Below are 21,968 nucleotides of genomic sequence, written 5' to 3' on the forward strand. Positions count from 1 at the left end.
TACTGGTTGTGCGACAGACCGCTGGCATTGGGCGCGGCGATCTGGACCAGTGGCAGGCCGTTGGCGGTGTTGTCGATGACGGGGCGTTGTGCACCGGCGGCGTTGGGGTCGGCCACGATTTGGGCTTGCACCGCGCTCATGCCGCTGATGACGCTGCCACAGAGGAAGGCGATCATCACGCCCAGTCGCGCCAGACGTAACGGGGCAGAGCCGCTGGCGGCTGCCGGTGTGCTGCTGTCAGGGCGTGTGCCAGCACGAATCGCACTGATACCAGAGCCACCGGCGTGACTGCTGACGTTTTCTGCGACAGCCATAGTGGCACCACGATGGGCGTTGAAGATGAGGCGATAGCGTTGCTGGTTCATGGAGGTTTTTTCGGGATCAGTATTCGTAGTTCAACATGAAGCCGGTAACCGGCATGGCGGTACGAAATCCGTCCGGCTTGACCAATGGACTAGCGACGAAGACGTCGTAGTACAGGCGGTTGATGTTGCCGCGCATGCCGATGGCAGCACCGGCCAGCTTGGTACCGAGTAGATTTTGGGTATTGGGGCCAAACACGCGTCCTGCATCGATGCCGAGATAGAGTCGTTGGTGGCTTTGCGCCAGTGGCATCTCGAGCTCGTTGCGCAGATAGAACCCGCGCTCGGCCGTCAGGGTTTGTTCGCCGTCGAAGCCGCGCACTGAATAGCGGTTGCCGATGGCAATTTGCTCTGACTGGAACAGTGCCGAGCGCGTATGTTGCGCACGCAGCGTGGCGCTGTAGCTGAAGCTTTGCTGACCCAGCTGGAATGGCGTATACAGGCTGGCATCCAGGGTTTGCAGGCTATAACGGTAGGTGGGGCTGTCGCTGGTACGCGGCCCGACATCAGACTGACCGTTGAACCACGCGACACCCCAGCGGTTGGCGAGTGTCAGATTGAACTGGGCATTGCCGAAGTAGTGGGTCTGTAGCCAGGCCAGCTCGACCGAGGTGGTATTGCGGCGTTGTACCTCAAGCTCGGTATCGTCGATGAAGGAGCGACTCCAGCGCTTGCCGAGCTTGACTTGCAACGTGTGCTTTTGTTGCTGGTCGCGGTAGAGCAGGCGTTGCGTGGTCAGGTCGAGATTGCGTGATTGTCCACTGGAGACAAAGGTCTGATAGATTCCGGCAATCTGCTGGTGGTAGCGGTAAGTGCTGGCCGCCACCGACCAGTTCCAGTAACCCCAGGGAATGGCGTAGTAGAGGCTGTTGCCATTGGTGCCGCGTTGCTGGCCGTGGCGATCGGCATCGGTGTTGAGACCGAGGTTGAACAGGTCGTTGAGTCCCAGTGGATTGTCGATGGCAAGGTTGACGCTACTCTGCAATTTGCCGGTAGATTTTGCGCCGCTATCGTCGAGCGAGGCGCTGACTTTCCAGCGTGTATCGCAGTGGACGGTGATGACGATATCGCTTTCACCAGGGGCGTCGGCGGGGACGATTTCCATCTCCACCTGCTGGCTGGGGACGCGCTTCATCTGCTCCAGACCTTGCTCGATATCTGGCACGCTGAGCAATTGACCGGGGCCGGTGGGGAAGGCCGAGCGCCAGCTGGCATCTGTGTCGGGGTCGGAAAAGCGAATGGTGTGGATTACACCCGGTACCAGTGTCAGCGTGAGGGTACCGGTTGACAGGTCTTGCCTGGGAATGCCGAGTCGGGTGGTGCTGTAGCCGCGTTCCAGGATCGTGCGCGTGAGACGTTGCACGATCAGATTGACACCGGCAGGACCGATGCAGGCACCCTGATAGTGGCTCAATGCATCCTGGGCGAAGCGAAACGGGTCCATTGGCAGCGTACTGGCACCGAGCGCCCGGGTTGTTGCCGGCAATTGCGCAGGAACTTCCAGCACCAAGTGGTCAATGACGAAGCAGGGCGACTCTTGCGGCAAGGCAGTCGATCCGGGTAGGTCGGTGGATGCAGCAGCATCGTCTGGCGCAGGTGGATTCTCCAGACGCGGCAAGTCCACGCGTGGTTCGTTGACCACGCGCTCGCGTTGTATCGCCTGCTCGCGCGTGCGACGACGCTGCTCTTGTGTGTCGTTGTTTTCGAGTGCCTGGCCAACTGCGCCTGTGGCCACCGAAGTTGCTAGCACAAGGCTGCTGAAGTGTTTGCTGGGTAAATACAAAATACCGCTCCGGAAAGATTATTTGGCGTATCTTTTTTGCCGGAGGGCGATTCTATAGAGCGATTCAGGGCCTGAATCACGGAAACATTCTTTTCAGAATGGTCCTATATGTTTTGAAGAAAAATCTGATTTGTCAGGTGAAAAGGACAGGATTCTTCGTATTTTGTTGAGGCGGAAAATGCACACTCTGCCGCCCAAAGAGGGCGACAGAGCAGGGGTAAGGTTGGGATAAAAAAGACAGCGCTTAGATTTCTTCGCCCAGAAATCCACCACTTTGATGCGCCCAGAGTCGCGCATATAAACCATTCTGTGTCAGCAGTTCCTGATGGCTGCCTTGTTCGACGATGCGGCCCTGATCGACCACGATCAGACGATCCATGGCGGCGATAGTGGACAGGCGATGGGCAATGGCAACCACGGTCTTGCCTTCCATGAGGCGGTACAGACTTTCCTGAATTGCCGCTTCGACTTCGGAATCAAGGGCGCTGGTGGCTTCGTCGAGCAGCAGGATCGGCGCATCCTTGAGCATCACGCGGGCAATCGCAATCCGTTGGCGCTGGCCGCCCGAGAGCTTGACCCCACGCTCGCCGACGTGGGCGTCATAGGCTTGACGCTGGCGGGCATCGGCCAGTGTGCTGATGAAGCCATGGGCTTCGGCGCGACGTGCGGCGGCGATCATTTCCTCATCACTCGCGTCGGGACGTCCATAGAGGATGTTGTCGCGCACCGAGCGATGCAGCAGCGAGGTGTCTTGCGTGACCATGCCGATCTGCGCGCGCAGGGTGTCCTGGGTGACTTGTGCGATATCTTGCCCATCGACCAGAATGCGGCCACTTTCGACATCATAGAAGCGCAGCAAGAGGTTGACGATGGTGGATTTGCCTGCACCGGAGCGACCGACCAGACCGATTTTTTCGCCGGGGCGAATCTGCAGGTTGAGCTTGTCGATCACCTGTCGCGCTTCGGGCCCGTCAGCACCGTAGGCGAAGCTGACGTTGTCGAAGTGCAGCGCGCCTTGCGTGACCTTGAGCGGCTGCGCATCGGCTTGGTCCTTGACTTCATGCGCACGTGCCAGGGTATTGATACCATCCTGCACGGTGCCGATATGCTCAAACAGGGCCGCCATTTCCCACATGACCCAATGGGCGATACCGTTCAGGCGCAGTGCCATGGCGGTCGCAGCGGCAACAGCACCGACGCCGACCTGACCTTGTGTCCACAGCCAGAGCGCGACGCCGCTGGTGGACAAAATCAATCCCATGTTGAGGATGTGATTGGTGACATCAAAAGCGCTGACCAAGCGCATCTGACGATGCACCGTGCCGAGGAAATCCTGCATCGCACTGCGCGCATAGGAAGCTTCGCGACCCGCATGAGAGAACAGCTTGACGGTGGCGATATTGGTGTAGGCATCGGTGATGCGTCCTGTCATCAGCGAGCGCGCATCGGCCTGGCTACGGGCGACCCGTGACAGACGCGGCACAAAGAACCGCAACGCTGCGCTATAGAGCACCAGCCAGCCTAGAAATGGCAGCAATAGCCAACGATCAAAACCAGCGACCACACTAGTCATGGTGACGAAGTAGATCACCACGAAGACCACGATGTCGCCCAGGATCATGCACACATCGCGCACCGCCAGCGCGGTCTGCATGACCTTGGTGGCAACCCGTCCGGCGAACTCGTCCTGATAGAAACTCATGCTCTGGTTGAGCATGAGGCGGTGGAATTTCCAGCGCAGCCGCATCGGGAACGCCCCTGCCAGTGTCTGGTGTTTGATCATGGTTTGCAGGGCTACTACCAGCGGGCTGGCAATCAGCACGGCTCCCAGCAACAGCAGGCTGGTGCGTTCCTGTTGCCACAATTGGGTGGGCGCGACACGGCCAAGCCAGTCAATGATGCGTCCCATCATGGCAAACAACAATGCTTCGAAGGCACCGATGGTGGCGGTCAGGCAGGTCATCGCCAGCACATAGCGGCGCATGCCCTGACTACAGCTCCAGATAAAGGCAAAAAAGCCGCGTGGTGGCGGCTTGGCAGGGCTTTCGGGGAAGGGGTGAATCAGTTTTTCAAACCAGGCAAGCATGCAATCTCCAGAATGTCGACGCGTTGACAGGCAGGAAATACTGCGCCAACAGGACATACGACCAGCGTGATTTTAATCTGTTCACCAAAATCGGGCAGGCGCCGGATGAAACGCAAGGCCAGCGATACCCTTCAAAAGCTGCGTCAAGGCGGGAGATCCGATGCTATGACGTCAGATCTGGCCGGGCAAACATATCTTGTTTCAAATTCGTCCTGCTGAAAACCGAGGGATTGCTTATTATTGTCCCCATCTATCGTCTCGCTAATTCGCGAGATATAGCCAATATACATTCTGGTTGCACTCTAATCACCCTCGTTCGTCTGCCTTCATCGGCCTTATCTGGAACACCATGACCGCTCAGAAGAAGAAACCCCTCGACCGCCACGCCATCTGGCATCTCATCAAACCGTACTGGGTCTCGGAAGACCGCTGGAAAGCATGGGGCCTGTTCGCCGTCATTCTGGCGCTGGTATTGGTGCTGGTTTACATCAATGTCTTGATTACCGACTGGAACCGGGTCATGTATGACTCGCTGCAAAACAAGGACTATCCGGCCTTCAAGCATTTGTTATGGCAGTTCACCTATCTGGCGTTTGGTTACATCGTGGTAGCAACCGCGCGTATCTATCTGACACAGTGGCTGCAAATCCGCTGGCGTACCTGGATGACCGACAAGTACATGGCTAAATGGCTGGAGCATCATGCCTATTACCGCATGGAGCAGGGCCACATTGCCGACAACCCGGACCAGCGGATTGCAGAGGATCTGCGCTCGTTGACCTCCAGCACCATCAGTCTGGTGCTGGGTTTTATCTCCAGCGCGGTGACGCTGGTGTCCTTTGTGGGCATTCTGTGGGCCATCAGCGGCCCGGTCAGTTTCCTGCTGTTGCAACGGGAGTGGACCATTCCTGGTTACATGGTGTGGTTTGCGATTGCCTATGCCGGTGTCGGCTCCTGGCTGATCTGGTGGATTGGTAAGCCGCTGGTGTCGCAGGGTTTCAATCAGGAGCGCTTCGAGGCGAACTATCGTTTTGGCCTGATCCGGGTGCGTGAGCATGCCGAGGCGATTGCCTTGTATCGCGGTGAGCAGCGTGAACGCGGCCAGCTCAATGCGCGTTTTGAAGACATCCGCCAAAACTGGTGGGCCATTATGCGCACCACCAAGAGCCTCAATATTGCGGTCAATTTCTATGGGCAGTTTGCCAATATCTTCCCGCTGCTGGTCGCCGCGCCACGTTATTTTGGCGGCGCCATTTCGCTGGGCGTATTGATGCAGATTGCGAGTGCCTTCGGTCAGGTGCAGGATGCCTTGTCGTGGTTCATCAATGCCTTCTCAACCTTGGCGGACTGGAAGGCCAGCATCAACCGGCTGGCTGGGTTCAACCAGGCGGTGGAGCAGGCGCAACGTCAGCCCGAGGGGATCAAGCTGGCGCATGTCGGCGATGTGGTGCAATCCCGCCATCTGGCGTTGGCCCTGCCCGATGGCACCAGCCTGATCGAGCAGGTCAATGCCACCATTGCGGCTGGTCAGCGCATTTTGGTCAGTGGGCCGTCGGGTTGTGGCAAGTCCACCTTGTTCCGGGCGATTGCCGGTATCTGGCCGTATGGCAGCGGCAGCATTGATCTTCCGCAAGGTGGCAAGCTGATGTTCGTGCCGCAAAGCAGTTATTTGCCGATTGGTACACTACGCGCAGCGCTGACCTACCCGGCTGCCGAGGATGCCTATAGCGATGCAGAGATTGGCCGCTATCTCTCGCTGTGCCGCCTGTCGCATCTCACGACGGAGCTCGATGTTGCCAGCAACTGGGGTAACCGTCTGTCACCGGGTGAGCAGCAGCGGCTGGCGTTTGCGCGGGTGTTCCTGACGCGCCCTGACATGCTGTTCCTGGATGAGGCCAGTAGCGCCGTGGATGGTGAGACCGAGCAGCAGCTCTATTCGCAGTTGCTGGAAGAACTGCCACAAGCGGCCATTATCAGTATTGCGCATCGCGAGGCGGTAGAGCGCTATCACCAGCAGCGCTGGCATTTTGTGCCGGTGGCAGGGCGTCAGGCCAGCACCTTGCAGGTCAGCGCACTGTGAGTCGATCAGGCAAACTTGATGCCGACTTTGCATAAGTTGCAGTGATTGCCTGTGCCAGAATATTGTTCATGGAGCGCGCTGCTCCGGCAGGTGTTGGCAGGTGCTTCCTGCCATGCCTGATTCGTCGATATTCCTAATTGAAAGCCTCTCATGTCTGATCCCATCGTCTATCTCAACGGCCAGCTGACACCCCTGTCGGAAGCAAAAATTCCCGTACTGGATCGCGGCTTCATCTTCGGTGACGGCGTCTATGAAGTGATTCCGATGTATGCGCGCAAGCCGTTTCGCGGCACCCATCACATTGCGCGCCTGTTCCGCAGTCTGGCTACTATCGGTATTCCAAATCCGCATGACCAGGCGCAATGGCTGGCCCTGATTGCACAGGTGGTTGAGGCCAACGGGCTGGAAGATCAGATGATCTACATTCAGGTCACCCGTGGTGTGGCTAAACGCGCTCATGCGTTCCCCAAGGAAGTGACACCGACGGTGTTCATCATGACCAACACCATGGTACTGCCGTCGGCTGAAGTGCGCGCCAAGGGCGTTGCCTGCGTGAGCATGGAAGACCGCCGCTGGCTCAACTGCCAGATCAAGTCGACCTCGTTGCTGGGCAATGTGCTGGCCGCGCAATTTGCAGCAGAACATGAAGTCACCGAAGCGATCCAGTTCCGCGACGGCTTCCTGAGTGAGGCATCGTCCTCCAATGTGTGGGTGGTCAAGGGGGGCAAGCTGATTGCGCCTCCGAAGGACAACCTGATTCTGGAAGGCATCCGCTATGGCCTGATCGAGGAGCTGTGTGCAGCGCAGGGGATCGCCTTTGAGGCACGCAAGATCACGGCTGAAGAAGTCTTTGCTGCCGATGAGATCTTGCTATCCTCCGCCAGCAAGGAAGTGCTGCCAGTGGTCAGCATCGACGACAAGCCGGTTGGCAAGGGTGCACCGGGGCCGGTCTTTGCGGCATTGTATGCCGGTTATCAGGCAGCAAAGGCAGCGCTCTGATTGTTGTCGGCGGTAGCGGGCCTGTCGAGGGGCAAGCTCGCTATCCGGGACTGGCAGGCGTAAAATAGTGTCATTGAACCTGAAAGCCGCACACCATGCCATTACCTACTGAAGAATCCCTGATCGAATATCCGAGCGACTTTCCTATCAAGGTCGTTGGCATCATGCACGATGATTTCCATGACAGCATCGTGGAACTGATCGTGCAACATGATCCTGAATTTCACAGTGGCAAGATCGAGAAGCGTCCGTCAACCCAGGGTAACTATCTGTCGCTGACCGTGACCATTCGCGCTACCAGCCGCGAACAACTCGACAATCTGTACCGTGCGCTGTCTTCCCATGAGATGGTGAAGTTTGTGCTGTAAGCACCGATCAGCTGCAGATCACGTACCTTGATAACCGGACCGTTGTCTACTGACACGGTCCGGTTTTTCATTTCTGCGCTGGCTGGACGTTCGATTCACCCGGCCACAGAGGATGCTGCATGAAGGCGACCGCTTCTTCCCGCAGCCATTGCAGGAACAGTTGTACCTGCGGTTTGGCAAAACTCATGGGCGTGGCGCAGAAGTAATAGCTGTGGTCGGACTTCCAGGCGATATCAAACAGACGCACCAGTTCGCCGGCGGCAATTTCCTGCGAGGCAATCGCGTGATGGGTGAGCGCTACGCCGGCGCCATCAGCAGCTGCCCTCAAGGTCAATGACGAATCCTCCGTCACCAGCCCGCCGCTCGGATCCGGCATGTCCAGCCCGGCCAGCGCAAACCAGGGTTGCCAGGACTCTTCTTGATTATCCATGCGCAACAGCGTGCAATCACGCAGCGCCTGCGGCGAGGCGGGCAACTGACCACCGCGATACTGCGGACTGACCACCGGGTAGTAATAGTCTTCCAGCAGGCGTTCCACCTTCAGGCCCGGGTAATTGCCCTTACCAAAACGCAAGCCGACATCAATGCCTTCCCGCGCCAGATCGCTGATCTGGTTGCTCGATTGCAGGATGACTTCAATATTGGCATGGCGGTCGATGAACTTCCATAGCCGCGAAGCCAGCCAGCGTGAGGCGAAGGAGGGTGGCGCTGTGACCACCAGCCGCTGCTGGCACTGCTCCTGCAGACTAACGGCAAGGTCGGCAATCTCGCCGAGCGACTTGCGGATCACTTCGGCAAAGCGCCGACCCGGCACAGTGACGGCAATGCGTTTGCCGTAGCGGTTAAACAACTGGACGTTGAGCTCCTCCTCAAGTGCCCGGATCTGATGACTGATGGCGCCTGGCGTGACATGGATCTCTTCGGCCGCACGCGAAAAGCTTTCGTGCCGCGCCGCCGCTTCAAAGGCACGCAGTGCAGCAAGGTTGGGCAGTTTCCTGAGGTCAGCCATGGTTGAGTATTTGCTTGTGAATAAAACTAATAAGGAATGGCAATATTTATCGTTTTGTTACTGTTTCCCGGCTTACTAGAATACCTACTCAACGCCATCAATGCCAAGTTATTCCAGTATGTGAGCTGTATTCACAAATAGTGCACCGGTATTGAGCGTGTAACCGAGGAATCATTGCCATGCAAAATATTTTCAACAACAAGCACGTACAACTGGCACAGGGCGAGGTCGTCGCCTTGCGCATCAAGGGCGGCATCAAGCTCAAGGTCATGCGCGGTCGGGTATGGGTAACTTTACAAGGTGACTCAGCCGACTACTGGCTTTGCGACGGTCAGCAGATTGATATCCCCGGATATGGCATTCTGGTGGTCGAAGCGGCCTGCGGTACCTGCCAGGTACAAGTCGACTTGCCGCGGCCGCAGCGGCAATGGCGTCAGCAGCTGGTCAATGCGATCCAGCGGGTCGCCAGCGTCCACACGATGGTCACCGTGCCGTTGTTGTTGCTGGTGTGCATTTCAGTGCTCAGGCTGCGGTAGTCGCGCAAGCCGTGATTGCGGCAATCAGGGGCGAAATTCGCTACACTGTCGCCCATGCGAATTGCCCCACAGATCATCCAGCGCGGCGTTGAAGACTATCAGACCACCTTCGACGCCATGCGCGCCTATACCGACAGCCGCACCGTCGACAGTCCCGACCAGCTCTGGATTGTCGAGCATCCGCCGGTCTTCACGCTCGGTCTCGGGGCGGATCAGTCCCATGTCCTCAATGCCCACAATATTGCCGTTGTGCAAACAGATCGCGGCGGAGAGGTGACCTATCACGGACCCGGTCAGGTCATCATTTATCTGCTCATCGACTTGCGCCGCAAGCATCCCGGTGCGCGCCTGTTTGCCCGTGAGTTCGTACAAAAGATCGAACAGGCGGTGATCGATACGTTGGCGGCGTATAATCTCGCTGGTGAGCGCAAGCAGGGTGCGCCCGGCATTTACGTCAGTTCAGGGCCGTGGCAGGGTGCCAAGATTGCAGCGCTGGGTTTGAAAATCCGTGGCAACGGTTGCACCTATCATGGTGTGTCGCTCAATGTGGCGATGGACCTGACACCGTTTTCCTGGATCAACCCTTGCGGTTATGCAGGTCTGGCAACGGTAGACATGCAGACCCTGGGCGCGGTCGCTGAACTTGCTGTGGTGCAGAACCAACTGGCGCAACAGCTGCTCAGCTGTTTTGGCTAGGGTTTGTGGTGCATCAACCTGTTACTGCACCCGCAATGACTTTACTTGATCGCCGTCGACTGTGACGGCACCAATTATCTTGACTATGACAACCGATACCAATGCAGCTGAGTCTGCGCTGCGCAATCCGACCGAAAAACAAAAGGGAGCTGGCAAGACCGCCTGGATTCCGATCAAGATCATGCCAGCTGAAAAGCTGAAGAAGCCTGACTGGATCCGCGTCAAGGCCGGTTCGCCGACCACCCGTTTCTACGAAATCAAAGACATCCTGCGCGCCAATAATCTGGTGACGGTGTGCGAAGAAGCATCTTGCCCCAACATCGGTGAATGCTTCGGCAAAGGCACGGCCACCTTCATGATCATGGGTGACAAGTGCACCCGTCGTTGCCCGTTCTGTGACGTCGGTCACGGTCGTCCTGATCCGCTTGACCCCAACGAGCCAGAAAATCTGGCACGCACCATTGCCCAGCTCAAGCTCAGCTATGTAGTCATTACCAGCGTCGACCGTGACGACTTGCGTGATGGTGGAGCCGGCCACTTTGCGGCCTGCATCCAACGTGTGCGTGAGCTATCGCCCGAGACCCGTATCGAGATTCTGACTCCCGACTTCCGTGGTCGCATGGACCGCGCGCTGGAAATTCTGAAGATGGCACCACCAGATGTGATGAACCACAATCTGGAAACCGCGCCCCGTCTGTACAAGGAAGCACGTCCCGGCTCCGACTATGAATACTCATTGAACCTGCTTAAGCGCTTCAAGGAACTGCACCCCGACACGCCGACCAAGTCCGGCATCATGGTCGGCCTGGGTGAAACCGATGAAGAGGTGTTGCAGGTCATGCGCGACATGCGCGCGCACAATGTCGACATGCTCACCATTGGCCAGTATCTGATGCCGAGCGGCGACCACCTGCCGGTACGTCGTTACGTGCACCCGGATACCTTCAAGATGTATGAAGAAGAAGCTTATAAGATGGGCTTCGTCCACGCTGCCGTCGGCGCCATGGTGCGCTCCAGCTACCATGCTGACCAGCAGGCGCATGGGCTCGTTGGTTGAAGAGAATAGTGTGGAGTAGTTGAATTAGTTGAGAATCTCACCGTGTTGGTGAGATTCTCATCATAGGAAGATAAACCATTTACACCGACAATTTGAACTGATGACCGGCTTGGGCCAGTTTGTCAGCCTGCGCCTGCAGTAGCTCGGATGTAGCCGTGGCCTGCTCCACCAGCGCGGCATTCTGTTGTGTGGTGTTATCCATCTCAGTGACGGCCTGATTGATCTGCTCGATGCCTGCACTCTGCTGCTGGCTGGCGACCGCTATTTCTCCCATGATAGCGGTCACGTGACGCACGCTCTCCACCATCTCCTGCATGGTAACCCCGGCCTGTTCCACGAGGCGGCTGCCCGAGCCAACTTTGTTGACAGAATCATCAATCAGCAATTTGATTTCCTTGGCGGCAGCTGCTGAACGCTGTGCCAGGCTGCGCACCTCAGATGCTACGACGGCAAAGCCACGGCCCTGTTCGCCGGCGCGCGCTGCTTCTACTGCGGCATTGAGAGCCAGAATATTGGTCTGAAATGCGATGCCATCAATGACGCTGATGATGTCGACAATCTTGCCCGAGGAGGCATTGATTTCGCCCATGGTATCGATCACCTCTGACACGACGCCACTACCTTTAACTGCCACTTCGGAAGCATTCATCGCCATTTGATTGGCTTGTCGCGCATTTTCGGCATTCTGCTTGACGGTCGAGGTCAACTGCTCGATCGATGCAGCCGTTTCTTCCAGCGAGCCGGCCTGCTGCTCGGTACGTGAAGACAAATCGGTAATGCCGGAGGAGATTTCGCTGGCTGCGGTCGTGATCGAATCGGTACCTTGCTGCACCTCGCTGACGATTTTACGTAACGAAGAATTCATTTGCTGTAGAGCCTGCATCAATTCCGCGATTTCATCTTTGCCGTGTTTTGCAATTGTGGTGGTCAGATCGCCTGCTGCGACTGCCTGCGCTACATTCAATGCCCGCTGCAAAGGTGTGGTGATGCTGCGTGAAATGATCAGTACGGTGACGAGGCTGATACCGATCAGCAAAACACCCAGCAACAGCAGTAACTGGAAGCCGCGCTCATTGTTGTGGTCGATGTTTTGTGCCATGTCGTTAATCGCCTGCCGCTGCATGGCAAGCAATGCATTGACCTTGTTCGCATATGCCTTGGAGGCAGGACTAAACGTAGATTGATAAACTTTCTCGGCAGCTTCGGCATCACCGGTCTTGCGTGTATTCATCACCTGCTCCTTGGCGCTCTGATATTTCTGACGCGCGGCGATGATTTCCTGGAACAAGGCTTTTTCTTGATCCGAACTTAATTTGGGCTCGATCTTCTTGATAATTTCACCCCCCGATGCGACGCTGGCGGCGATCTCATCCTTGAACGTTTCAGACAACTGGGCATCGGTGCTGCGCGCAATCATCGAGGTACGCACAATGGCGGAGTAGGTCAGCACAAACCAATCCGCGACCAGGCGCTCCTTGGCCAGCGGTATTTCCATCATGGCGCGTGTCGCGTCGGCATTTCGTTTGTTATTGACCAGACTAAAGCCGGTCGAGAGGATGGCAAGTACCAGTACGACACCAAATCCAAGTGTCAGCCGGCTGGATATACGCAGGTTCGAAAGTTGATTCATGATACGGTCTCCTTCCTTACAATTGTTACAAATATTCTCCTCGGAAGGTCCCGCTTGCGCAACGAGAATACGCCGATTTCGCTCCTGCAAATCGGTCCCTGCGGTAAAAAATACACAGTTCCCCGCAGGTATTTTCTATGCCATGAGGCAGACTGCTGACGGCACGGAGAAACGTCATCAAAGGCAGTCATCCTTTTGAGCGGCAGCTGGCAGTGTGACAGGCACAGGAACTTAGACAATACTGATAGCAACCGGGTGGAACATCCCCCGGTTGCAGCATTCCCCCATGGCCGGCGCTACCGCTTGGCTCGGATACGTAGTGCAGCTGGCGGAAGTTGTGGTTCGGCGCGGGCCAGTTGTAACGCCCTTGTCAGCCACTCGAGATCGTCAAGCATCACCTCCAGTTGCACATCGAGTATCGGATTCGTTGACCGACCTTGCGCATCAAATGCCGTCGTTACCAAAGGAATCAATGTTGATGTCCGCACGGGTACTGCTTCGGCTTCGGTCATCACCTGGATCAGATGCTCCACTGCTCGGGCTGCTGCTGTGGGGCCAAGACTGTAACCCACAAAGGCAACTGGCTTGCGACGGAAGTTGAAGGAAAAAAAGACCGAATCGATAGCGTTTTTCAGTACCGCCGGGATGCTGCGATTGTATTCAGGGGTGATGATGAGGTAAGCGTCAGCTTGCCGGATCTTCTCGTTCCATTGTTTGACGATGGGCGTCGAGTAGGTCGGATTGCTGAAGTCGCCGACGCTGGCGATGGTTTCCTGGAAAAAAGGTAGCGGCCAGTCGCGCAAGTCGAGAACTTCGACATCAAATGCATCGTGCGATTGTGCAACCGGTAACAGCCAGCGGCAGACTGCTTCAGCGTTACGACCTTCGCGTGTGCTACCGACAATGATTTGTAGTTTGAACATGATTTTCCTTAACGTTGATGAGATGAAGTATCTTTGGTACGATCTTCATTTATAAACATATTTATATAAATATATTTACATGTCAAGCAAACCTGAACATCTCGGCTGGTTAGTCAAGCGTATCCAGCATCGGCATCATCGGCACCTGGACAAGAAATTGGGGGAGCTTGGGCTGAGTCTGGTGCAGTGGAATGCGCTCAGGGAAATTGATCGCAACCCGGGTTGCTCGCAACTTCAACTGGCCGAACTGACATTCAATTCGGCGCAGGCATTCGGCACCTTGGTGACACGTCTGCTCAAGGCGGAGCTAGTCAAGTCTTACCCCGGCAGCGGCCGTAGCACCTTGCATGAACTGACTGCGAAGGGACGGGCACTGCTGGAAGAGGGGCAAAAAACCATGTTTGATGTGACCAATGCGTCATTCGGACTCCTCAGCGACGAGGAGCAGGAGCATCTCAAGGCGCTGTTGGAAAAGGTGCTCGCCCATCAACCACCGGAATCACTGCCATAAATCCTGCGCGAGACTGATGCACTCGCCGCTCAGGACACTGCCAGTGCCGGTGCTAGCCGTGCATGCTGGTGCCGTAACTCCAGCCGCCGCAGGAAATCCTCCAGTACGATCCGATAGAGCGCGTCACCAAGCACACTGTCTTCGATATCCTGATCAATGTTCGGGTTATCGTTGACCTCAATGACCACCGGACCACGGCTGGTCATCTTCATGTCCACGCCATACAAACCATCACCAATCAGATTGGCAGCCTGTACTGCATGGCGTAGCAACTCTGGTGGGACGGCATCGAGCGGCATGGCGCGGCTCATGCCGAACTCGGCCTTGCCGCTGGCATCGCGCTTGGCGACCTGCCAGTGACCCTTGGACATGAAATACTGACTGGCAAAGATCGGCCGCTGGTTCAGTACACCGATGCGCCAGTCGAACTCGGTGTACAGATATTCCTGCACCAGCATCAAGGAGGATTGCTTGAGCAGCTCCTGTGCCGTCGCATAAAACTCTTCCCGGTTTGCCGCCTTCGATACCCCGCGTGAGAACGCACCATCGGGTACCTTCATCACCATTGGATAGCCAATCTCGGCTTCCAGCGCGGCGATGTTGTCCAGCGCATCTTCCTGCAGCACGTAGGTGCGCGGTGTCGGGATGTCGTTGAGCCGCAGCAGATCGGCCAGATAGATCTTGTTGGTACAGCGCAGTATCGAGACTGGATCATCGATGACGACCAGTCCTTCGCTCTCGGCCTTTTTGGCGAAGCGGTAGGTATGATGATTGATGGCTGTGGTTTCGCGGATGAACAGCGCATCGTATTCGGCGATGTGGTTGAAGTCCTTCTTCTCGATCAGCGAGACGTCAACTCCGAGCTCATGACCCACCGCAATGAACTTGTCGAGCGCACCAGGATTACTTGGTGGCAGCGCTTCTTCCGGATTCTGCAGGATAGCGATCTGATACCGGTGCTGACGACCGGCGACAGGGCGTGGTGCGGCGTGATGCCGGAAGCTGTCGAATGCCTGCGTCAGCTGCTGGGTTTGATGCGCGCATAGCGTGGCAACGTTTTGTACCTTCACTGCCTGAATCTTCCAGTCGTCGCGGTGCTCGAACTCGATGCGCATCAACGGCACCGGGAATTTCTCGAAAATCTGTCGCGCAAGTGCAGCCAGTGGCGTGTAGTCGGTGCTGCCAAAAAACACATCCATCGAGAACTCGACCGGCATCGGAACTGTATCCGTGGAAGACAGACTGCTGTTGAGCGCGGCATCCAGATCGCTGATGTCCAGACTGTAGATGGCTTTGCGCGACAGATCGTTGACGGTCTTCACTGACGGATAGACATGTTGCTTGCGGGCTTCGGCCAGCAGCGAGCAATAGTAGCCAATCGACAGGTATTTGACACTGCGGCAGAGGTTGATAACGATGCTGCCAGGTTTGACATGGCGGGTGCCGGGACTGAGGTAGTCGGCCGCGCTGACCACTGTTTCGTTGGCGTGGGCACTCCAGTCCTTGCTGTTTTCGACGATGACCAATAGGTCTGACGGTTCGCCGGGCGTGTCTTCGTCATTGCTTGGCAGTGGTAGCGGCCGCGACAGCGTCGTAGCGCCTGGCACCGGGGGAACGATTGTACTTGCGTTAGGCATAGATGTCTTATCGTTGACTGATCAATGTCAGTACCGACCGGGTGGTGTCACTGACCTCAATGAGTCTAGGTGGTCAAAAATAAAAACGGCGTAAATTTATCGACTGCCGGCATTAAATTTTCATCAGCGTTTAGCTTGCGGCGGATACAGGATCACCATCGCCTTGGTAGCGTCACGGCCATAGCGCGCCATGCGTTCAAAGTCCTTTTTCAGGATCGCCATGTTGATGCGTTCATCGCCACTGCGCTGGGGCGAGTTGTCAGGATCGTGGATATAAAAGAAGCGGTCATCACAGCCTGTCATGATGACCCAGTGCGGTGCGCGCTCGCGCGTGAGGCGATAAGTGGAAATCAGTACCAGCGGTATCCCGCCGTCATGGAAACAGCGCACCAGATCGCGGGTACCTGCCAGCTTGCGATGGACCGGGATGCGCAACTGGTTGACCTGGCGCACGAAGTCATCGTGCACCAGTTGAATCACCTGGCGCTTTTCCGGACTGCGGACCGATTCCTGGAACAGCACACCATTGCCGTTGACAAAAATCTCACACGGAAAATCGCGCTGCTGCGCTGCCAGCGCAAGACCATAAGGACTGCAGCCGCCATGTCCGGAGGTCATGAAGATGGTGGTCGCTTCGCGCCAGAGTTGCAGTTCCAGCGTACGGTCCAGGCGCAGTGCCGGATCAAAGGCCTTCATTGCCATCATCAGGCAGGCCGGGCCACAGGTGAAGCCGAGCGTTTGCTGATAATAGGGCGCGCGTGCCAGTGCTGTGCGCAGGTGATGGGTCAGCGACTTTTCCAGCCGAAAGCCATCCATGCCGTCGTCGTAGTAGGCTGGATAATCGCCAAAGATGCGATAGCCGCGGCTTTGGAACAGTCGCAGCGAGGCCTGGTTATCCTTGCGGATTTCCAGTCGCATGCTGACACAGTTATGCATCAGCGCAGTCTGCTCGGCGGCGAGCAGCAGACCAGCTGCGACGCCATGACCAAGGTGATCGGGATGGGTGGCAATCGAATAGATTCGCGCCAGTGAGAGATTCTTGCGGAACAGCAGCGTGACATATCCGCGCAGTTGTCCATCGTGGTCATCGAGCAGGGTTGCCGCATGACCTCGTGCGAGTAGGTGGCGAAAGCTGCGTGCACTGATGCGGTCACCGCTGAAGCTGCGGTTTTCTATCTCCAGTAGGGCGGCAATGTCGCCAGCCACGGCAGCACGGATCATGATCTTGCTGACTCACCCATGGTCGCCGCGACTCGGGAACAGGCATTGGTAGAGCTGCACGAAGCGAGCGCGCACATCGGGATGGTCGCAGTGCCAACCACTCAGACTGGACAATGCTTCGCGCTGGTGATCTGCGCTTCTACCGATGCGTCGTCCATCGGTATACTGCGTACCCAGACGCTCGTCGCTCCCGGTATTGACCAGGTTTCCGTAGAGTCCCATTGTTCCCGCCTTTCACGCTTCAACAAGTTTCATGTCTCGGCAGGATACAAAGAGCGACGTAAAAATCCTGTCAAATTTGCAGGGCATCATGGCAAAAACACATAAACGACTGATGAATCTGTGAATCAGCAGCGTCGGTAAGCCGGCCTTGTGTTCAACCCGCGCTCCATGCAGGTAATCCTTGATCGACAAACCGACCTGGCTTCGCCATAATCTTTCACCTAGAAAAATTTCCGTTTATTTATCGTATAAATGACAAGAAATTGACGCGTAATTGCCGACGAACCCATCGAAAATGCCCTTGGAGCCGAGAATATGAATTTGATTGCCACATTGTGCCCGGTGGAGGACATCCTGCTGGGTCGTGACATCGCCAACAAGAGCCGCTTGTTCGACGACGTTGCACGGCATCTTCAGGAGCGTCATGGCTTGCCGTCGGCAGCACTGATCGACAGTCTCAATGCACGTGAGGCATTGGGCTCGACCGCTGTTGGCCATGGTCTGGCGATTCCGCATGCCCGCATCGCGGGTTTGCAGAAGGTGGTTGCGGTCTTCGTGCGGCCCCGTACACCGATTGCATTTGACGCGCCGGACCGCAAGCCGGTGTCGGATATATTGGTGTTGCTGGTGCCAGAACAGGCACAGCAGGAGCACCTCCAGATTCTGGCCAGCATCGCGCAGATGTTTTCTGACCGGCCCTTGCGTGAGCAACTGCGCGCAGCCACCAACGCTGCCGAAGTCAGTCGCCTTTTCAGCCAGTGGCAGGCCCCCGGCTAGTGTTACCCGCACGCGTGTCTGCCGGACACGCAGATGCCAAACCAGTGGGACTGTCGCTGTGCTGGTTTCCCCCCTCCGATTCAACCTTTATCGAGTATCGATTCGATTCCAGAGACGGCGATCAAGATGCCAAATTTCAACAATCTGTTTAGTAATTTCATTCGCTCGCGTGGGATGGCCGACAAGTTTCGACGTTTGAGCATCAGCGATGTGCTCTCACGCAACGGTATCAGCAAAGACGTGCCCTTGGTAGCGACCATTTCCTTGATGGATGCGGCCAAGAACGACCCGGTCACGCTGTTGCAGGAACTGCAGTCGCATGAAGACGGACTGACCGATGCGCAGGCCGCGGGTACCCGCGAGTCGGTTGGCCTGAATGAAATTGAAAGCGAAAAGCCAAGACCATGGTGGCAGCATCTGTGGCAGTGTTATCGCAACCCTTTCAATTTGCTGCTGACGCTGCTGGCCACGATCTCTTACATCACCGACGATGCCAAGGGCGCGTTGGTGATCGGTTCGATGGTGGCGTTGTCGACGCTGATCCGCTTCTATGAGGAAGCACGTTCGAACCGGGCGGCCGATAAGCTCAAGGAAATGGTCAGCAATAAGGCCACGGTATTGCGTCGATCACCGGCCGATCCTTTGCTGCAGCAAACCAGTGCCTATTTTGGTATTCCGCCGTTGCCGGCCACGCCCGAGCGGATCGAGTTGCCAATCAAGTTGCTGGTGCCCGGTGATGTGATCACCTTGTCGGCCGGTGACATGATTCCGGCTGACGTACGACTGTTGGTGGCCAAGGATCTGTTCGTCAGCCAGGCCGCGATGACCGGTGAATCACTGCCCGTCGAGAAATTTGCCGCCTTGCAGGATGCAGCACTGGCGGCCAACCCGCTGGAGCTGGATAACATCTGCTTCATGGGGACCAACGTGGTCAGTGGATCGGCACGGGCGGTCGTGGTCAATACCGGTAACCGGACCCTGTTTGGGGTATTGGCGCGCAGCGCGACAGCAGTTCAACGGCGCCTGACCTCGTTCCAGATCGGCATCAACAAAGTCAGCTGGTTGCTGGTGCGCTTCATGCTGGTGATGACACCGATCGTGCTGCTGCTCAATGGCTTTACCAAGGGTGACTGGTTTGATGCAACCTTGTTTGCGATCTCGATTGCGATTGGTCTGACACCGGAAATGCTGCCCATGATTGTCACCGCTACTCTGGCCAAGGGGGCGGTGTATCTGTCGCGCAAGAAGGTGATCGTCAAGCGGCTCGATGCGATTCAGAATTTTGGCGCCATGGATGTGCTCTGTACCGACAAGACCGGTACCCTGACGCAGGACAAGATCTATCTGGAGCGCCATACCGATGTGTTGGGCCATGCCTCCGATGAAGTTTTGCAACATGCCTATCTCAACAGCTTCTATCAAACCGGCCTGAAGAATCTGCTGGATGTAGCCGTGCTTGAGCATGCCGAGTTGCAGACCGAACTGAAGCTGGCGACTAATTTCAGCAAGGTTGATGAAATTCCGTTCGATTTCCAGCGCCGTCGTATGTCGGTGGTGGTGGCGGAAAACAATCATAGCCATCGCCTGATCTGCAAGGGGGCGCTGGAAGAGGTGATTGCGGTGTGTACCCGGGTGCGCATTGGTCATGAAGACTGGCCGCTGGAGAATGAGCATCTGATGCGAATCCGTGAAGTCACGGCAGCGCTCAACAACGATGGTTTGCGCGTGGTCGCCGTGGCCGCCCGCGAGACGCCGCTGGAGCAGCAGGTCTATGGTGTAGCCGACGAGAGTGATTTGACGCTCATTGGTTACATTGCCTTCCTCGACCCGCCGAAGCAATCGACCGCACCAGCCTTGCAGGCACTGCGTGAACATGGGGTGACCGTCAAGGTGCTGACCGGTGACAACGGTCTGGTCACGACCAAGGTCTGCCGGGAAGTCGGTTTGCCGATGGATGGTGGTGTGGTGCTGGGATCAGATATTGAAAGTATTAGCGACGAAGAGCTCGGGCGGCTGGTCGAGTCGGCCCATGTATTTGCCAAACTCACGCCGCAACACAAGGAGCGCGTTGTCAGTGCGCTGCGCGCCAACGGGCACGTGGTCGGTTTCCTTGGTGACGGCATCAATGATGCGGCAGCCTTGCGCGCTGCCGATATTGGTATCTCAGTCGATACGGCGGTTGATATCGCCAAGGAAGCGGCTGACCTGATCCTGCTGGAAAAGAGTTTGATGGTGCTGGAGCAGGGTGTGCTGGAAGGCCGTCGGACCTCGGCCAACATGGTCAAGTACGTCAAGATGAATGCCAGTTCCAACTTTGGCAACGTGTTTTCGGTACTGGTGGCGAGCGTCTTCCTGCCCTTCCTGCCGATGCTGCCGCTGCAGTTGCTGGTGCAGAATCTGCTCTACGATTTCTCGCAGGTGGCGATTCCGTTTGATCATGTGGATGCCGAGCAACTGGTCGCGCCGCAACGCTGGAACCCGGGCGATATTGGCCGCTTCATGGTGTTCTTTGGTCCGATCAGCTCCATCTTTGACATCGCTACCTTTGCGCTGATGTGGTACGTCTTCAAGGCCAATACGGTTGAGACACAGTCGCTGTTCCAGTCGGGCTGGTTTGTCGAGGGCTTGCTGTCGCAGACGCTGATTGTGCACATGATCCGTACCCGCAAGATTCCCTTCATCCAGAGTCGCGCAGCATGGCCGCTGTTGCTGGGCACGGCGATCATTGTGGCGGTGGGGATTATTCTGCCGATGAGTCCGATTGCTGATTATTTCAAGATGACACCGTTGCCGCTGGCGTACTTCCCGTGGCTGGTGGTGGTATTACTGGCCTATGTTGGTCTGACACAGGCGATGAAGAGTTTCTACAGCAAACGCTACGGCTGGCAGTAAATGTGGGTAAATGCCTCAAGGCAGCAGCTTCCGGCCTTGGTCGGTGGTTGCTGTCTCGTTGGCTGTTCGCAACAGCGGATCAGCATAAAATCAATAAGAATAAAACACTGACAACTTTGGGCTAACATTCTCGGTAAGAATTGAATACTCTTGGGTATGTGAGCTCTTAAGACTAACGCGGGGCGGGGCTGTTTTATGACTCTCTTTCGGACGATGGTAAGCGGTTTTCTGGTGGCAATGTTGTGTGCCTGTGGCAAATCTGATGGCCCGGATGAGCAACAGTTCGCGGCGCCTGTGGCAGCACCGGCGGCGCCAGCCCGCCAGTTTAAAATCGCACTGGTCATGAAGACCTTGATCAATCCCTATTTCGCCGGCATCGAAAAAGGTGCGCGTCGTGCCCAGCAGGAGTTTGGGGTTGATTTGCAGGTCAAGGCGGGCTCCCAGGAAACCGCGATGGAGCAGCAGATTCAGATTGTGGAAGAATTGATCGATCTGAAGGTGGATGCGATCGTCATTTCGCCGGGCGACTCCAAACGACCGGTTCCGATATTGAAGAAGGCCCAGAACGCTGGCATTGTCGTCATCACCATCGACAATGCACTGGATTCGGAGACACTGGCCCAGAACAAGATGCAGCCCGTGCCGCTGGTGAGTGTGGATAATGAACTTGCCAGCTACAAAGTTGCGCGGCAGATTTCCCAGTCGATCAGCAAACCGACCAAGGCCGCCGTCATGGGAGGCATTCCCAATGCTGAGAATTCGCAGCAGCGGATACATGGTGCATTGCGCGCGTTTGGCGAGAACCGTGTCATTCAGGTGGTTGCCAATGACAATGCCAACTGGCGCATCGACGAGGGGCATGATGTGGCAAAGCGTTTGTTCAGCGCACATCCGGATATCAAACTGGTATTTTGCGCCAACGATATGATGGCGTTGGGAACAATCCAGTACCTGCAGGAAAGTGGTCGCAAGAATGTCACGGTGATTGGCTATGACGCTATTGATGAGGCCCGCAAGGCGGTTCTTGCGGGCACGCTGGCTGCTACGGTGGATCAACAGGCGACAGAACAGGGTTATCAGGGCGTGGCGCTGGCAGTGCGTGCACTCAAAGGTGAAAAGCTGCCCGAAACGGTACTGGTGAATGCGCAGGTCATGACCGCTGACAGCCTCAGGTAAGGA

At 56.5% G+C, this 21,968-nt stretch carries 19 protein-coding genes; 10 read left to right on the plus strand and 9 right to left on the minus strand.

Annotation, left to right across the window (positions count from 1 at the left end):
- The 3 genes from FHW66_RS18045 to FHW66_RS18055 form a co-directional block, all read right to left on the minus strand.
- A partial coding sequence (locus FHW66_RS18045; RefSeq protein ID WP_183381223.1) for an ESPR-type extended signal peptide-containing protein occupies nucleotides 1–365 on the minus strand: 365 nt, incomplete at its 3' end.
- Nucleotides 366–381: 16 nt separating this feature from the next.
- On the minus strand, nucleotides 382–2,112 hold the full coding sequence (locus FHW66_RS18050; RefSeq protein ID WP_183381224.1) for a ShlB/FhaC/HecB family hemolysin secretion/activation protein: 1,731 nt from the start codon (nucleotides 2,110–2,112) through the stop codon (nucleotides 382–384).
- 277 nt (nucleotides 2,113–2,389) lie between these two features.
- Nucleotides 2,390–4,231, minus strand: coding sequence for an ABC transporter ATP-binding protein (locus FHW66_RS18055; RefSeq protein WP_183381225.1), 1,842 nt, complete (start codon nucleotides 4,229–4,231; stop codon nucleotides 2,390–2,392).
- A 349-nt stretch (nucleotides 4,232–4,580) separates the two neighbouring features.
- On the opposite strand from FHW66_RS18055, the gene FHW66_RS18060 reads away from it, so the two are divergent.
- From FHW66_RS18060 to FHW66_RS18070, 3 genes are all read left to right on the plus strand, one after another.
- Nucleotides 4,581–6,311 carry an ABC transporter ATP-binding protein/permease gene (locus FHW66_RS18060; RefSeq protein ID WP_183381226.1) on the plus strand — a complete coding sequence of 577 codons (1,731 nt, stop codon included), beginning with the start codon at nucleotides 4,581–4,583 and terminating at the stop codon, nucleotides 6,309–6,311.
- Between the two features lie 150 nt (nucleotides 6,312–6,461).
- Nucleotides 6,462–7,310: a D-amino acid aminotransferase gene (locus FHW66_RS18065; RefSeq protein ID WP_183381227.1), complete on the plus strand. Its 849-nt coding sequence runs from the start codon at nucleotides 6,462–6,464 to the stop codon at nucleotides 7,308–7,310.
- A gap of 95 nt (nucleotides 7,311–7,405) precedes the next feature.
- Nucleotides 7,406–7,678, plus strand: a complete 273-nt coding sequence (locus FHW66_RS18070; protein WP_183381228.1) for a DUF493 family protein — start codon at nucleotides 7,406–7,408, stop codon at nucleotides 7,676–7,678.
- Between the two features lie 67 nt (nucleotides 7,679–7,745).
- Here FHW66_RS18070 and gcvA read toward each other — a convergent pair whose 3' ends face one another.
- Entirely contained in the window at nucleotides 7,746–8,687 is a 942-nt protein-coding gene (gcvA, locus tag FHW66_RS18075) for a transcriptional regulator GcvA (protein ID WP_183381229.1), read from the minus strand.
- Between the two features lie 179 nt (nucleotides 8,688–8,866).
- Here gcvA and FHW66_RS18080 point away from each other — a divergent pair, with 179 nt between their 5' ends.
- The 3 genes from FHW66_RS18080 (at nucleotide 8,867) to lipA (ending at nucleotide 10,976) form a co-directional block, all read left to right on the plus strand.
- The gene (locus tag FHW66_RS18080) at nucleotides 8,867–9,223 is read left to right on the plus strand and encodes a DUF2917 domain-containing protein (RefSeq protein WP_183381230.1); all 357 of its coding nucleotides are present in this window, start codon (nucleotides 8,867–8,869) and stop codon (nucleotides 9,221–9,223) included.
- Between the two features lie 54 nt (nucleotides 9,224–9,277).
- The gene (lipB, locus tag FHW66_RS18085) at nucleotides 9,278–9,919 is read left to right on the plus strand and encodes a lipoyl(octanoyl) transferase LipB (protein WP_183381231.1); all 642 of its coding nucleotides are present in this window, start codon (nucleotides 9,278–9,280) and stop codon (nucleotides 9,917–9,919) included.
- An 85-nt stretch (nucleotides 9,920–10,004) separates the two neighbouring features.
- A complete protein-coding gene (gene lipA / locus FHW66_RS18090; RefSeq protein WP_183381292.1) occupies nucleotides 10,005–10,976 on the plus strand; it encodes a lipoyl synthase in 972 nt (323 codons plus the stop codon).
- A gap of 79 nt (nucleotides 10,977–11,055) precedes the next feature.
- Here the strand turns inward: lipA and FHW66_RS18095 are convergent, their stop codons facing one another.
- Nucleotides 11,056–12,606, minus strand: coding sequence for a methyl-accepting chemotaxis protein (locus FHW66_RS18095; protein ID WP_183381232.1), 1,551 nt, complete (start codon nucleotides 12,604–12,606; stop codon nucleotides 11,056–11,058).
- Between the two features lie 296 nt (nucleotides 12,607–12,902).
- Nucleotides 12,903–13,529 carry an NADPH-dependent FMN reductase gene (locus FHW66_RS18100; protein WP_183381233.1) on the minus strand — a complete coding sequence of 209 codons (627 nt, stop codon included), beginning with the start codon at nucleotides 13,527–13,529 and terminating at the stop codon, nucleotides 12,903–12,905.
- 79 nt (nucleotides 13,530–13,608) lie between these two features.
- On the opposite strand from FHW66_RS18100, the gene FHW66_RS18105 reads away from it, so the two are divergent.
- Complete coding sequence (locus FHW66_RS18105) at nucleotides 13,609–14,040, plus strand: MarR family winged helix-turn-helix transcriptional regulator (protein WP_183381234.1); 432 nt, start codon at nucleotides 13,609–13,611, stop codon at nucleotides 14,038–14,040.
- A 29-nt stretch (nucleotides 14,041–14,069) separates the two neighbouring features.
- On the opposite strand, the gene FHW66_RS18110 is transcribed toward FHW66_RS18105, so the two are convergent.
- The 3 genes from FHW66_RS18110 to FHW66_RS18120 form a co-directional block, all read right to left on the minus strand.
- The gene (locus FHW66_RS18110; RefSeq protein WP_183381235.1) at nucleotides 14,070–15,677 is read right to left on the minus strand and encodes a RimK family protein; all 1,608 of its coding nucleotides are present in this window, start codon (nucleotides 15,675–15,677) and stop codon (nucleotides 14,070–14,072) included.
- A 123-nt stretch (nucleotides 15,678–15,800) separates the two neighbouring features.
- On the minus strand, nucleotides 15,801–16,898 hold the full coding sequence (locus tag FHW66_RS18115) for a GNAT family N-acetyltransferase/peptidase C39 family protein (protein ID WP_183381236.1): 1,098 nt from the start codon (nucleotides 16,896–16,898) through the stop codon (nucleotides 15,801–15,803).
- Between the two features lie 12 nt (nucleotides 16,899–16,910).
- Nucleotides 16,911–17,120, minus strand: coding sequence for a hypothetical protein (locus tag FHW66_RS18120; protein WP_183381237.1), 210 nt, complete (start codon nucleotides 17,118–17,120; stop codon nucleotides 16,911–16,913).
- Between the two features lie 315 nt (nucleotides 17,121–17,435).
- On the opposite strand from FHW66_RS18120, the gene FHW66_RS18125 reads away from it, so the two are divergent.
- The 3 genes from FHW66_RS18125 to FHW66_RS18135 all read left to right on the plus strand — a co-directional run bounded on the left by FHW66_RS18125 (nucleotide 17,436) and on the right by FHW66_RS18135 (nucleotide 21,965).
- Entirely contained in the window at nucleotides 17,436–17,897 is a 462-nt protein-coding gene (locus FHW66_RS18125) for a PTS sugar transporter subunit IIA (protein WP_183381238.1), read from the plus strand.
- Between the two features lie 126 nt (nucleotides 17,898–18,023).
- Nucleotides 18,024–20,789: a magnesium-translocating P-type ATPase gene (gene mgtA, locus FHW66_RS18130; RefSeq protein WP_183381239.1), complete on the plus strand. Its 2,766-nt coding sequence runs from the start codon at nucleotides 18,024–18,026 to the stop codon at nucleotides 20,787–20,789.
- Nucleotides 20,790–20,984: 195 nt separating this feature from the next.
- Nucleotides 20,985–21,965, plus strand: a complete 981-nt coding sequence (locus FHW66_RS18135) for a substrate-binding domain-containing protein (protein WP_183381240.1) — start codon at nucleotides 20,985–20,987, stop codon at nucleotides 21,963–21,965.
- Nucleotides 21,966–21,968 lie beyond the last annotated feature (3 nt).

This window comes from Herbaspirillum sp. Sphag64 (assembly GCF_014192645.1).
Taxonomy (GTDB): domain Bacteria; phylum Pseudomonadota; class Gammaproteobacteria; order Burkholderiales; family Burkholderiaceae_D; genus Herbaspirillum.